Genomic DNA, 13,071 nt, shown 5'->3' on the forward strand with positions numbered 1-13,071 from the left:
ACAACCTCGCTATCAACTGATCAAGCCGTTCTTGAGCGCGTAGAGCGTCAGGTCGGCATTGGTTTTCAAATGCATCTTTTCCAGCACGCGCGCGCGATACGTGCTGACGGTCTTTACCGACAGATGCAACTCGTCCGCAATTTCGGTGGGCGTGCGGCCCTGCGCGAGCTTGCAGAACACCTGGAACTCGCGCTCCGAGAGTTGCTCGTGGATCGGCTCGTCGCCCGGCTGGTCCAGCTTCTGCGCGAGCAGGTCGGCGGTACCTTCGCTGACATAGCGGTGGCCGCGCGCCACTGTGCGGATAGCCCGGATGATTTCCTCGGGCGCCGCATCCTTCATCAGATATCCGTTCGCGCCGGCGCGCAGCAGGTTGACCGCATACTGCGCTTCAGGATACGTCGACAGGAACAGTACGCCCTGCGCCGGGCGCAGTTGTTTGATCACGCGCAACGTGTCGATACCGTTCTTGTCAGGCATGGCGATATCCAGCAACACGACGTCGAAGGCTGTATCGCGAACCGCACGGATCACTTCGTCGCCGCTCGCCGCTTCGCCCAGCACTTCCATGTCCGACTCGTCGGCAATGAATTGCTTGAAGCCGGTACGGACAATCGCGTGGTCGTCGGCAATCAGGATTTTTATTGTTGTCGGTGACATCTAAGCTCCAGTGACGCTCGGTCGCTCGAATAATGAATCATCTGCCGGTAACTCTCAATGGTGCCGCACGAGATCCTGCGCCTCCACAGCCAGCATGCCGGGCCGCCTGGCGAGCTGCCCGGGCGGCCCCAGACGTCATCTATCGTCGGAACACCCCAAAGAGAAGTGTGACCAGGAAGATCACCAGAAAGATGAAGAACAGGATCTTTGCGATCTCTGCGGCACCGACGGCGATTCCCGTAAAGCCGAACACTGCAGCGATCAACGCGATCACGAAAAAAACGACAGCATAGTGAAGCATCGCAACCTCCTTGTAGGGGAACGGGCCGCGCGCGTCTGCATGACGCGTCACAGTATCGCTTCAGCGCACGGACAAGCCCCGTGCGGCAGCGCTCCGTCTAATCGACGATCTTCTTGGCGACAGTCAGTCCAAGCAGCAGGAAGATCACAAACAGCACCAGGAACAGCACGAACAGAATCTTCGCGATCCCGGCGGCACCCGCGGCGATCCCGGTGAAGCCCAACAGGCCCGCCACGATCGAGATCAGTGCGAACATCAACGCCCACTTCAACATAGCGCTCTCCTCGGTCAATGCATCGTTTCCCGGAGACTTCGTTCGCCTCCGACGGCGCGACACCGGTTTGCGCAACGCGGCGCGAACCCTCGGACGCTGAGTGAATGGTAGAAAAACGGCGCGTAGGCGACTGCCCGGACCCCGCTGGTTTTTGCGTAGGAATTGACTGACAATTCGCGAAACAACGCGATTTTCGACTTATGATCGAAACGCGTTCGATCATCGGTATTCCCTGCACGCCCCTCCTCAACACCTCGCCACAGGCCCTCATGTCTCGATTGCTCACGTCCTGGTTGCGTCGCCGAAGCTGGATCATCGCCATGATCGCGGCGATCGCCATCACCGTTGGCAGCCTGATCGGGCTGGAGTCTGCGCACCGCCGACTGGCGTCCACCTACGAGGCGGCCTTGCAGGCCATGACCGCGGCCAACGAACTCAACGAGATCATGGCGCGCACGTCGACCGTGGTGTCGAGCCAACGCGGCTATTTGCTCACGAACGACCCGATCTATCTCGATCCCTACCTGTCGGCCGTGCGTCGCATTCGTGATCTCGCCGCCCTGATCGTCCGGCATTACGAAGCCACGGGCGACACGCAGGCCACGAAGGACTTTGCCAATGTGATGACGCTGTTCTCGCAGCGCATCACCGCCATGGAAACGGCACGCGCGGCGGTCAAGCAAGGGAAGATGAATTTCGAAGAGGCGCTCTCGCCTGCCAATCTCGGCATCGGCACGATGGAGCCGGTGCAAGACGGCATCACCGACCTGTACAACCGCGAGCTGGCGCGCGCGCGCACTGCACAGAACGACGGACGCTTCGATCAGGCGATCTCGGCGATAAGCGCCGGCGCGCTCTCGGTGCTCACCATCCTGCTGTTCGTACTGCTGTTTCGTTCCCTCGGCCGGCAGATGCGGCAGGAGCGACTCGCGCGCGACCGGTTGAGCGAACAGCAAGCGCATCTGGATCGGGTCGTGCGCGAGCGCACCGAGCAACTGGACGAGTTGGCCACCCACTTGCAGAACGTCAGCGAGGACGAGAAGACCCGACTGTCGCGCGAGCTGCACGACGAACTCGGCGCGATTCTCACCGCCTGCAAGATGGACGTGACCTGGGCGCATCACAAGCTGCGCAACGTCGATCCGGTGATTGCCGAGAAACTCGCTCGCGCGCAACGCAATCTCGACGCCGGCATTCAGACGAAGCGCCGCATCATCGAGAATCTTCGTCCGACGGTGCTGATCAACTTCGGTCTCGTGACGGCGTTGCGCTCGCTCGCCGAGGAAACCGCCGATCAACAGCACTGGCAGCTCGATCTCGACCTGCCCGAAGAGGACTTCGCCCTGCCGGAGTCGACGGCCATCGTGCTGTTCCGCGTTGCCCAGGAAGCGCTCACGAACGCGGGCAAGTACGCGCGTGCCACCACCGTGCGCGTGGCCCTGGCATGCGACGATCAGCGGGTGCGTCTCGAAGTCATCGACAACGGTATCGGTCTCACGCCGGATCAGTTCAACAAGCCCAAGACACACGGCCTGTTCGGCATGCGCCAACGGGTCTCGGCCAAGGGCGGACGCATCGACATTCACTCGCTGCCGCTGCGAATCGGCACCGAGATCCAGGTCGTGCTGCCGCTGTGCAATCCGGCGGACGCGCCCAACATCGCGACCGAAGTCACCGAAAGCACCGCCACACAGACACCTGCCCCCGAGAAGCCCGACGACGGCGCGAGCGCCTCGCCGCAAACGCCTTGATCCCCTGATCCTCAAACTGGCGCCCTGGGTACTGCGTCCTCGATACCGAGCACGTCGGAATGCGCCGACAGCGCAACCCGACGCCACCTACGCCGCGATGCTATCGCGGCTGACATCGCGAACACTTCGCACTCCCTACCATGGAATCTCGTGCCGCATCGAAAGCGCGGCAACGAGGCGCGCCGCTTTGCGTGCCGATGCGATGAAAATTCTCCGAACCGAACCTATCCCAACCCAATATGAAGGAGTTGCTATGAACTCGGATCTGATCAAGGGCAAGTGGAACCAACTCAAGGGCGAAGCGAAGAAGCAGTGGGGCAACCTGACGGATGACGATCTGCTCAAGATCGAAGGCAACCGCGACAAGTTCGTAGGGACGATCCAGGAACGATACGGCAAGGCGAAGGCCGAAGCCGAACGCGAAGTCGACACGTGGAACGACCAACACAAGCTTTGGTAAGCGCTTGCCGCCGTGCCCGCCAGGAGGCGGGCGCCCCGACGCGTCCCTTTCACTTCGCGCGCGTGCCGCGCGTCGCACAACATCCTCTGTCAAAGGAGACATTCAAATGAAACGACTGATCGCCATCGCACTGCTCTCCGGCTTCGCGCTGGGGCTCGCCGGATGCAACACCATCCACGGCGCGGGCAAGGACGTCGAACGAGGGGGCGAAGCCATTCAGGGCGCCGCCGATCGCGCCAAGTAATCCGGCATATCGCCGAATCCACGTTCCCCGCATGTCCCCCCGCCCCCCCGAAACTTGTGATGCATCGGCATTGCGCCTCATGCGCATTCCATTGCCCGCCTGAAGGAGGACCCCGACATGTCACATCGAACTGTCATGAACATTCTGACCTGCGCCAGCCTGAGCGTGGGCACCGCGGGAATGCTGAGCACCGCGGCGGCCCACGCGGCGGACGCGGCGACCAAGGATCGCTACGAGGCGACGCAGAAATCGGCCGAGGCCGACTACAAGGCGTCGGTCGCGCGTTGCAAAGCGCTCAAGGACAACGCGAAGCGTGTCTGTGTCGCGAGTGCAAAGGGCAACGAAGCCATTGCCAAGGCCAATGCGCAAGCCGACTATGAGCAAACACCCAAGGCGCGCTACGAGGCCGCCGTCGCGAAGGCCGACGCCGATTACAGCGTTGCCAAGTTGCGCTGCGACGACAAGAAAGGCAACGACGAGGACGTTTGCGTCAAGGACGCCGAAGCCGCCAAAACCAAGGCCTACGGCGATGCCAAGGTCATGCGCACGAGCCGGGAATCGTCTAAGGACACGATGGCCGCGCGGCAGGACGCCAATGCCGAGGCGGACAAGGCGCAGTACAAGGCCGCGCTCGAACGCTGCGAAGCGCTGGCCGGCAATCCCAAGGACACCTGCGAGGCGGACGCCAAGGCGCGCTTCCACCAGTAAGCGCAGGGATCTCCCAAACCATGCGGATCGCGGCCACGGATCCGTCCCAAAAACAGCAGATCCGGACGCACCGGGCGAACCGGTTAGGCAGGGAGGAGACGGCGGCGTTGCGTGCAGCCCCGCGACGTCGATGGCGGGCGAATGCGGCAAAAGCGGCATTCGCCTGCTGTTTTTGTGCCACAGGCGGCGAGCGTGCGTGTAAATGAATGTAACAAGCGCAGCCCGACCTGACGCTCCCCGACGCGAGCGCGGCAACGCAAGACGCTCACCGAAACGAGCGCAAATCGTTGATTCTGAATAGAATGACGACTTGATCTACACGTTTGGCGGCCGCTTTTCCTCGCCCGGACGTTCCCTGTGCCGTGTCAATGCGCATACTTTGCAACAATTGCGCCACGCCCGCGTTTCGGAACTTCAGTAAAGTTAAGCCAAGGAATCTGACGAACAACGGTGCTTAAGGGCACCCGGCGCGTCGCACGGCATGGTGCCGTCCGGGCGCTGTCATCAGTACGCTGCCAAGTCCGCAGGAGAAATGTCATGAAAACCAAGTTTGCCGCCCTTGCCATCGCGGGGATCGCGCTCGCTGCGGGTGCCGTCGGGACAGCGCAGGCTCACGTCTCGGTCGGTATCGGCATTGGCCTGCCGCTGGTCGTCCCGGCACCGGTCTATGCGCCGGCGCCCGTATACGTCGCGCCCCCGCCGCCGGTCTACTACGCCCCGCCGCCCGTCTATGTCTCGCCCGCGCCGGTGTATTACGGTCCTCCGCCGGCGTATTACGGCCGTCCGTACTACGGGTACGGGCACGGTCGCTGGCGCCGCGACCACTGGCATCGCGATTGAGCGACGGCCGGCCCCACGCGGGCAAACGCATCGGATAACACACCGGTCGCCGAAAAATGAACGCGCCACCGACTGCGAAGTCGGTGGCGCGTTGTCTTTGGCCGCGCCGGTCGGCGCAACGCGGCTACCTGCCGACGCGATAGGCGATGCGAAAGCCGCCCCAATGACGCCCATTCACATAGATCGGCGCCGAGGCATCTTTCATCACCATGAACGCCCCGCCGCCCATATCTCGCCGGTAAGTCTGCAGCAACAGCGGTTGGGTGTTGCGTCCGGCGGCCGCGCCCGTGCGGTCGTTGAACAAACGCCGGTTGCGGCAATTCGCGGCATTCCAGACCGGATCGTTGGTCGGTGCCTGCGAGAACTTGCGGTTATGCGTCGGCAGATAGCCGTTCTCGTCGACGGCGGCGCAAAAGGCGATACGCTCGTTGAGCGCGAGCAACGGCTCCTGGATGGCCGGGAGCGTCTCGTCGGTAAAGCGCGTGAAGCTGGCCATCAACTGCTGCGGGTTCGAACCGGGGATCGGCTCGTAGCGGCGGTCAAACAATGCCTGCTCGGTGATCTTGCCCTTGGCAAGCGCCGCCTCGAAGCTCTCCCCCACCTGCTTGGCCGCGCGGCGTACCGCGCGAATGAACGGTGTGTCCTCCGTCTCGACGTCGCTGCCGGCGATCAGGCCGATCAGATGTTCCGAGACGCCTAGCAAACCGTTGATACGCTCGCGCGCACGCTCAACGTGTTCCGCCGAATGCGAAACGCCGTCGGCCATTTCATCGACGTGGGCGACGAGCGTGGCGCATTCGCTTTCGATGGCTTCGCTGGCCTGCGCGATCTGTCCGGCCTGACGGTCGAACGTGTCGAGCGCAGTCCCGGCCGTCTCGATCACGCTGGCGATGGCGCGGGTGCCTTCGCGGGCGTCGTTGGCGCGCGCGACGTTCGCGTTGCTCTCGCGCATCAGGCGCTCGGTGCGCTCGCCCAACGTGGCGAGCGTGTGCTCGATCTGCTGCGTCGCCTCGGCCGTCTTGCTCGCGAGCAGTTTGACCTCGGTAGCCACGACCGCGAAGCTGCGCCCAGCCGCGCCGGCGCGCGCGGCTTCGATGGCGGCGTTGAGCGCCAGCAGATTGGTCTGACGCGCGATCACCGAAATACCCTCAGCCACCTTGCCGACGTGATCGAGCGCGTCGCGCAGCCCGGCGATCTCGCCGGCCATGCCGGAGACGCCCTCCACGAGACCGTGGATCGACGCCAGCGACGCGTCGGCCGTGTGGCGCGACGCCGCAATTTCGGCGCTCGCGCGATCGGCCACATCGCGGGCCTCACGCGCGGCGCTGGCGATACGTTGGTTGCCTTCGCTGGTCTCGGTGGCGGTTTGGTGAAGCGCCTGAAACACGTCGGCCTGACGCTTGATGCGAACGGCGATCTCGTCGACGTTACCGGCGATGTCGCACAGTTCAACGCCGAGGGTGCCGGCATTGGCCGCCACCTCCTTCATGATGTTGACGGTTTGCGCCGCTCCCCGGGTGCGCGTGAATAGCCCCATTGTCAGTCTCCTCGCGTCTCTGATCCACTTGTTATGACGAGGGCGCGACAGTCGCCGTACCGCACGGAAAACATCGGGGCAGACGTTCGCGCCACACGCTGGTGTGTCGAAAGAGATAACGGGAGAAAAAACGGTCGACTTGAGGGTTGCCTCACTGGTCGCCGCCCCGCGCTTCCGACTTTATAGGACCACCCTCTCATGCACGGCTTACGCGGGACTTACTGACCCGGCCGTGTCGCGTCGGCACGCAATCATCCGAATAGTGGCTATGATGGCGATCAATCATCACCCTATCCGATGGATTCGACATGACGCCGGACCAATTGCTGACCTTCGCGACCGTGGCCGAACTTGGCAACATCAGTCATGCGGCGCAAGCGCTGCACCTATCGCAACCGGCCGTCTCCGGCCAGTTGCGGCTGTTGCAGGAGTCGTTCGGCGAGCCGTTGTATCGACGCGATGGACGCGGTATCCGGCTGACGGCCGTGGGCGAGCAGGTCGCCGTATATGCCAACAAGCTGCGGCAGGACTATCGCCAGGCCATGGCACTGCGCGATAGCCTGCGCGGCATGGAAACCGGGGCGCTGCGCATCGGGGCGAGTACGACGCCGGCAAGCTACCTGCTGCCCTACGCGATTGCGGAATTCCATCAACGCTACCCTGCGGTCGCACTGCATATCATCGACGGCAACACCAGTGAAATCGTGGCGCAGCTCGATCGGCTCGACGTGGCATTCATCGAAGGCGCCGTGCCGCCGGGTCTGTCGCCGGAGATCGCGGTGCGTCCGTGGCGCGACGACGAAGTCGTTGCCATTGCCCGGGCCGACCATCCCCTCGCGCAGCATCCGCAAGGCGCATCGCTGCAGGCCATCGCCGAGTACCCGTTGATCCTGCGTGAACCGGGGTCGGGGGTACGCGCGCTGGTCGCGCGCGCGTTCTCGGTGGCCGGACTCGCGCCACGCGTGGCGCTGGAATTGGCCGGGGTGGAGAGTATCAAGGAAGCCGTGCGGGCGGGCATGGGCGTGGGCTTCGTGTCCGCGATGTCGATGCGTCACGAAGACGCGGCGCTCGCCTCGGTTCGCATCGATCCCCCGCATGGCCTCAAGCGACTGCTGACGGCGCTTGTGCCGCATGCCGATGCCCTGTCACGTCCGACCGAGCGATTTCTCGCCCAGTGCTTCGCCAGGGCCGCCGACGAACCGGCAACGTTGCGGTAACCGCGCGCGGTTCGTCCGTACGTCGGTACGGGTGCGCCAGCGACGCATGGCGCTTGCCGCATCCCGCTCAGAACGGCATGCGTACCCACTCCTCCACGGCACCCACGACCTTGTCACGCGTTCGCATCAGCAACGAAAACGACAAATCGGCCTGAGCGCTCGACAGCATTGCACCGGTCAGGTCGTCGCTCTGGCCCAGATCGAATGCGCGCATGCGCTCGCTGGCGTCGCGCCCCCCCGTCACGCTATCCAGTTAGCGCTGTGTCGCATGCATGCGACGCCTCTCGGCCATCAATGACTGTTCCATCGAGACGGGCATCGGCGATCGGCCCCACGCGTGGCCCATATGTAGCAAAGCCCTCACGCGCGTCACACGTGAGGGCTTTGCTGTCTTGCGGCAGCGGCGCCAGGCTGCGTCGGTTCGCGTCAGGCGGCGATTTTCTCAGGCGTTACCGCCTCGTCCTCCACCGAGCTGAGCATCAGATGTTCGAAGGCGCCCAGTGAGGCCTTCGCGCCTTCCCCGACGGCGATCACAATCTGCTTGAACGGCACGGTCGTGACATCGCCCGCGGCGAACACGCCGGGCACCGACGTCGCGCCCTTGGCATCGACTTCGATTTCGCCGTGAGGCGTGAGCGACACGCTCCCCTTGAGCCACTCAGTGTTCGGCACGAGACCGATCTGCACGAACACGCCTTCGAGCGCAATCGTGGACGTCTCGCCCGAGGCGCGGTCGCGATACACAAGACCGTCCACCTTCTGCGCGTCGCCACGGATCTCGGTCGTCTGTGCGTTCATCAGCACACGCACATTCGACAGGCTGCGCAGCTTGCGCTGAAGCACGTCGTCCGCGCGCAGTTGCGTGCCGTATTCGATCAGCGTGACTTCCTTGACGATGCCGGCCAGATCAATGGCCGCTTCCACGCCCGAGTTGCCTCCCCCGACCACCGCCACGCGCTTGCCCTTGAAGAGTGGGCCGTCGCAGTGCGGGCAATAGGCCACACCGCGGTTGCGATATTCGCGCTCGCCCGGCACGCCGATTTCACGCCAGCGCGCACCGGTGGCCAGCACGACCGACCGCGCCCTGAGCACCGCGCCGCTGGCCAGATGCACTTCGTGAATCTTGCCGGGAATCAAGGCTTGCGCGCGCTGCGTGTCGATCACGTCGACGTCATACGTCTTCACGTGCTGTTCGAGTGCTGTGGCGAACTTCGGTCCTTCGGTGTGCGTCACCGAGACGAAATTCTCGATGGCCATCGTGTCGAGCACCTGGCCGCCGAAACGCTCGGCGACCACGCCCGTCACAATTCCCTTGCGGGCGGCGTAGATCGCGGCGGCAGCGCCTGCGGGGCCGCCCCCCACGATCAGCATGTCGTAGACCGGCTTGTTCTCGAGCGCCTTCGCGGCGCGCACGCTTGCACCCGTGTCGAGTTTCGCGAGCAATTCCTTCACGCTGGTGCGGCCCTGCGTGAACGATTCGCCGTTGAGGAACACGGTGGGGACCGCCATCACCCGACGCGCCTCGACTTCGCCCTGGAACAACGCGCCGTCGATGGTGACCTGCTGGATGCGCGGATTGATCAACGCCATGACGTTCAACGCCTGCACGACTTCCGGACAGTTCTGGCACGACAGCGAGATGTAGGTCTCGAAGCGGAAATCGCCGTCGAGCGCACGAATCTGCGCGATGGTCTCGTCGTCGAACTTGACCGGGTGACCGCCCACTTGCAGCAAGGCGAGCACCAGCGACGTGAACTCGTGCCCCATGGGCAGCCCGGCGAAGCGGATGCGCGGGGCTTCCCCCGGCGTGCCGATGGCGAACGACGGACGACGCTCGCCGGCGCTGTCGCCGCCCTCGGCGTGCGCCACGACGGCGATCTGTGGCGAGAGCGGGGCGATCTCGTCGACCAGCGCCTTCATTTCAGCCGACTTCGGACTATCGTCGAGCCACACGGCGATTTCGATCGGACGCGTGACTTTCTGAAGGTACGTTTGCAACTGGGCTTTGAGGTTCGCGTCCAGCATGGCGTTTCTCCGTCTCGATAGGGAGTGATGGGGTGAGCGAGGCCCACCGCGCGGGCCACAGGCAGGCGCAGGTCGGCGTCGGGGTTCGGGGTCAGGGGCCGGCGCGCCAGACTCAAGCGGCTGGCGCGCTGGCGAGGCGCTTGCGGCGGCGATCGTGCGTAGCGCAGGACGCGGCCCGTTAGTGCCCCGTAGCGCTTGGATCTTGCTTAGATCTTGCCGATCAGGTCGAGCGACGGGCTCAGCGTTTGCGCGCCCGGCGTCCACTTGGCGGGGCAGACCTCGCCCGGATGGGCGGCGATGTACTGCGCGGCCTGGACCTTGCGCAGCAATTCCTTGGCGTCGCGGCCGATGCCGTTGTCGTGAATTTCGCACAGCTTGATCTCGCCTTCCGGGTTGATCACGAACGTGCCGCGCAGTGCCAGACCTTCTTCCTCGATCAGCACGTCGAAGTTGCGCGAGATCGCCAACGTCGGGTCGGCAAGCATCGGGTACTGGATCTTCTGGATCGTGTCCGACGTGTCGTGCCAGGCCTTGTGGGTGAAGTGGGTATCCGTCGATACGCTGTAGATCTCGACGCCCAGTTTCTTGAACTCGTCGTAGTGATCGGCCAGGTCGCCCAGCTCGGTCGGGCATACGAAGGTGAAGTCGGCCGGGTAGAACACGACCACCGACCACTTACCCTTCAGGGTCTCGTCGGTCACGGTGATGAAATCGCCATTTTGGTAGGCGTTGGCTTTGAACGGCTTGATCTGGCTGTTGATGATCGGCATGTCGTTGTCTCTCTGACGGGGTGGAAAGTGTTGACAGTATGCCGAAAACTATTGATTTACTAAAATTGATTATTAAAATCTATGTAATTGGCTCAGGCTATCGGCGCCGATAGCCTTCGCGCGCGCTTCCGACATGGCCCGCCATGTCGTCCCTGCCGCGTCAGACCGGCCATTGTCCGACGCTCGGTGGCTCAGCGCTGCGGATAGCGCACCGCGCGAACCTTGCCGCTGCCACCGCCGCCGCAGAAGAACAGATCGGCACCGTTATGCTCCAGGCCGCTCACGCCAATGCCCTGCGGCATCTCCACGTGCATGAGCACTTCACCGCTGGCGGGGTCGACCTGACGCAGTTCGCTCTCGTCGTTCTCCCACGTGCCGTGCCACAGTTCATCGTTCACCCAGGTCACGCCGGTCACGTACCGATCGGACGCGATGCTGCGCAACACCTGCCCGGTGGCAGGATCGATCTGGAGAATGCGGCGATCGCGATATTGCCCGACCCAGAGGCTGCCCTCGGCCCACGTCAGTCCCGAGTTGCTGCCGCTGTCGGGCGCGGGAATCGACGAGACGACCTTGCCGGTCGACGGATCGATCTTGTCGATACGCGATTCGGCGATCTGATAGAGGTGCGTGCCGTCGAAGGCCGTGCCGGCGTCGCTCGGGGCGGCGATCGTGCGACGAACTTCGCCCGTGGCGGGATCGAAGGCGATCAGGGTATCGCCCGTTGCGGCCCATACCTGTCGGCCGTCGAACGTAACGCCATGGATTCGCTCGTTGCCCGCGAACGGACCGTACTCACAGGCGATATCGGCCGCCATCACGGCGGCTTGGGGACGCGGACGTTCCGCTCGTTGCAGTTTGCTTGTCATGTCAGGCTCCGGTTGTGACGCCGTCTTCGGCGTGCAAGTCCACTCTAGCCAAACGACCATCCAACAGGGAGTAACAATGTCGTCGTGAATTCGGCGAGGGGCGGCGATGTCCATCGACGAGCCCTTGCGCGGCCCAGCGCGCACACGCGGCCCTCGTGCTCCAGCGCGGACAAGGCGCGCTGCACGGTGCGTTGACTCGCACCGAGTGCAAGGGCCAGGGCGGAAGTCGACCACGCCGCACCGTCCGACAGCAGAGCGACAAGCGACGCGCGATTGCCGTCGATGGGCGGCAGCAGCACCGACACTGCGCGCCCACCTTGCGTGCGCAGCACGAACCCGCGCGGCGTCGCGTCGATGTCGGCGAGTCCCTTGAGCAACGCGCGCAGACGGCCAATCTCCACACGCAGGTGAGCGCGGTGGGTGTCGTCGGGGCGCCGCAGTCGAAACACTTCCGCGATGAGCGTATCGCGGTCGACGTCGCCGGGCCAGGCGCGCGCGAGTTGCAGCGCCAGGGTGAAGAGCGCCGGACGCCGTGCCAGCGGTCGCCAGCTGCTACCGGCGCTATTGCCGGCGCTGATGCCGCGCCGACAGGCATCGACAACGAGCCCATCCGAATGCAGCAGTCGTGCCACTTCGTCGAGGTTCAAGGCGCGCTCGCCGTCGGACTGCGCAAGGCGAGCCGCCGGTCGCGCCAGAGCGGCGTGCACGGTCTCGACTTCGGCGATCAGCGCGGGAATGTTGGCCGCGGACGCGGCCGTTTGGGCATGTGCGAGCATGGCATGCGCTTGTGGAATGCGCAGTGTGCGCAGCGCCAGCTCGGCGCAGATCAGCGCATGCCCGGCGACGAGGCGCGCCGGGACGGCGTCTGACGGGGTGTCCTGCAGGGCTTGCGCAGCGGCGTCGAGCTTGCCGAGCAGCACGAGGCGGCGGGCAAGGACCAGATGCGCAAGCATGGCATTGGGGATGTCCGCATGCGCAAGCAGCACAGCGGCGGCGGCGTGGAGCGATCGCGTCGACCCGCCAAGGTCACGCATGGCGAGCGCGACTTCGGCGTCGGCGACTACACATCGAGCGCGTGCCAGGGCCTCATGCGGGCCGAAGCTACGCGCCGCCCGCTTGAACAGCTCTCGCGCGCGGGCAAACTCGCCCAGCTGTGCCATCGCGATGCCGCGCAGCGCGAGTGCTGGCGCATCGTCGCGCAACGCGATCCGACGCAAGGCACCCAGCGAATCGCCGGCAGCGAGCGCGCGCGCGGAAGCAGCAATGAGGGAGTCCATCGCGCGATATTACCGGGGATCACGCATGGCGCGCCGGAATGCAACGCAACCCAGAACACCATCACCGTCGGTCTGCGTGACGTTTTCTAAGCGGGAACGACGCGCCCTGCAAGAGGGCGCGGCAGGCATGCCGTGCGGACG

At 64.4% G+C, this 13,071-nt stretch carries 15 protein-coding genes; 6 read left to right on the top strand and 9 right to left on the bottom strand.

The features are described 5' to 3' along the window. Window positions 1–12: 12 nt before the first annotated feature. The 3 genes from PanNE5_RS02160 to PanNE5_RS02170 all read right to left on the bottom strand — a co-directional run bounded on the left by PanNE5_RS02160 (window position 13) and on the right by PanNE5_RS02170 (window position 1,232). Window positions 13–657 carry a response regulator transcription factor gene (locus tag PanNE5_RS02160; protein ID WP_017235275.1) on the bottom strand — a complete coding sequence of 215 codons (645 nt, stop codon included), beginning with the start codon at window positions 655–657 and terminating at the stop codon, window positions 13–15. Between the two features lie 139 nt (window positions 658–796). Next, complete coding sequence (locus PanNE5_RS02165) at window positions 797–958, bottom strand: DUF1328 domain-containing protein (RefSeq protein ID WP_017235274.1); 162 nt, start codon at window positions 956–958, stop codon at window positions 797–799. Between the two features lie 97 nt (window positions 959–1,055). Then, window positions 1,056–1,232, bottom strand: coding sequence for a DUF1328 family protein (locus PanNE5_RS02170; RefSeq protein ID WP_017235273.1), 177 nt, complete (start codon window positions 1,230–1,232; stop codon window positions 1,056–1,058). Window positions 1,233–1,432: 200 nt separating this feature from the next. Here PanNE5_RS02170 and PanNE5_RS02175 point away from each other — a divergent pair, with 200 nt between their 5' ends. The 5 genes from PanNE5_RS02175 (at window position 1,433) to PanNE5_RS02195 (ending at window position 5,235) form a co-directional block, all read left to right on the top strand. Next, window positions 1,433–2,983 carry a CHASE3 domain-containing protein gene (locus PanNE5_RS02175; protein WP_261939142.1) on the top strand — a complete coding sequence of 517 codons (1,551 nt, stop codon included), beginning with the start codon at window positions 1,433–1,435 and terminating at the stop codon, window positions 2,981–2,983. Between the two features lie 253 nt (window positions 2,984–3,236). Continuing rightward, window positions 3,237–3,443: a CsbD family protein gene (locus PanNE5_RS02180; RefSeq protein WP_017235271.1), complete on the top strand. Its 207-nt coding sequence runs from the start codon at window positions 3,237–3,239 to the stop codon at window positions 3,441–3,443. 106 nt (window positions 3,444–3,549) lie between these two features. Further along, a complete protein-coding gene (locus tag PanNE5_RS02185; RefSeq protein ID WP_017235270.1) occupies window positions 3,550–3,687 on the top strand; it encodes an entericidin A/B family lipoprotein in 138 nt (45 codons plus the stop codon). A gap of 117 nt (window positions 3,688–3,804) precedes the next feature. After that, a complete protein-coding gene (locus PanNE5_RS02190) occupies window positions 3,805–4,395 on the top strand; it encodes a hypothetical protein (protein WP_232424699.1) in 591 nt (196 codons plus the stop codon). A gap of 537 nt (window positions 4,396–4,932) precedes the next feature. Continuing rightward, window positions 4,933–5,235 carry a hypothetical protein gene (locus PanNE5_RS02195; RefSeq protein WP_017235268.1) on the top strand — a complete coding sequence of 101 codons (303 nt, stop codon included), beginning with the start codon at window positions 4,933–4,935 and terminating at the stop codon, window positions 5,233–5,235. Between the two features lie 124 nt (window positions 5,236–5,359). On the opposite strand, the gene PanNE5_RS02200 is transcribed toward PanNE5_RS02195, so the two are convergent. Continuing rightward, window positions 5,360–6,772: a methyl-accepting chemotaxis protein gene (locus tag PanNE5_RS02200; protein WP_017235267.1), complete on the bottom strand. Its 1,413-nt coding sequence runs from the start codon at window positions 6,770–6,772 to the stop codon at window positions 5,360–5,362. Between the two features lie 308 nt (window positions 6,773–7,080). Between PanNE5_RS02200 and PanNE5_RS02205 the strand changes: the two genes are divergently transcribed. Then, window positions 7,081–7,989 carry a LysR family transcriptional regulator gene (locus PanNE5_RS02205; RefSeq protein WP_017235266.1) on the top strand — a complete coding sequence of 303 codons (909 nt, stop codon included), beginning with the start codon at window positions 7,081–7,083 and terminating at the stop codon, window positions 7,987–7,989. A 67-nt stretch (window positions 7,990–8,056) separates the two neighbouring features. Here the strand turns inward: PanNE5_RS02205 and PanNE5_RS02210 are convergent, their stop codons facing one another. The 5 genes from PanNE5_RS02210 to PanNE5_RS02230 form a co-directional block, all read right to left on the bottom strand. Beyond that, window positions 8,057–8,233, bottom strand: coding sequence for a flagellar hook-basal body complex protein FliE (locus PanNE5_RS02210; protein ID WP_261939143.1), 177 nt, complete (start codon window positions 8,231–8,233; stop codon window positions 8,057–8,059). 182 nt (window positions 8,234–8,415) lie between these two features. Next, the gene (ahpF, locus tag PanNE5_RS02215; protein WP_261939144.1) at window positions 8,416–10,014 is read right to left on the bottom strand and encodes an alkyl hydroperoxide reductase subunit F; all 1,599 of its coding nucleotides are present in this window, start codon (window positions 10,012–10,014) and stop codon (window positions 8,416–8,418) included. A gap of 206 nt (window positions 10,015–10,220) precedes the next feature. Further along, window positions 10,221–10,784, bottom strand: a complete 564-nt coding sequence (ahpC, locus tag PanNE5_RS02220) for an alkyl hydroperoxide reductase subunit C (RefSeq protein WP_017235263.1) — start codon at window positions 10,782–10,784, stop codon at window positions 10,221–10,223. A 191-nt stretch (window positions 10,785–10,975) separates the two neighbouring features. Then, window positions 10,976–11,653, bottom strand: coding sequence for a glutaminyl-peptide cyclotransferase (locus PanNE5_RS02225; protein ID WP_261939145.1), 678 nt, complete (start codon window positions 11,651–11,653; stop codon window positions 10,976–10,978). A 44-nt stretch (window positions 11,654–11,697) separates the two neighbouring features. Beyond that, window positions 11,698–12,930, bottom strand: coding sequence for a helix-turn-helix domain-containing protein (locus PanNE5_RS02230; RefSeq protein ID WP_261939146.1), 1,233 nt, complete (start codon window positions 12,928–12,930; stop codon window positions 11,698–11,700). Between the last annotated feature and the right edge of the window lie 141 nt (window positions 12,931–13,071).

The sequence above is a fragment of the Pandoraea sp. NE5 genome (assembly GCF_024363545.1).
In the GTDB taxonomy this organism is placed as follows: Bacteria; Pseudomonadota; Gammaproteobacteria; order Burkholderiales; family Burkholderiaceae; genus Pandoraea; species Pandoraea cepalis.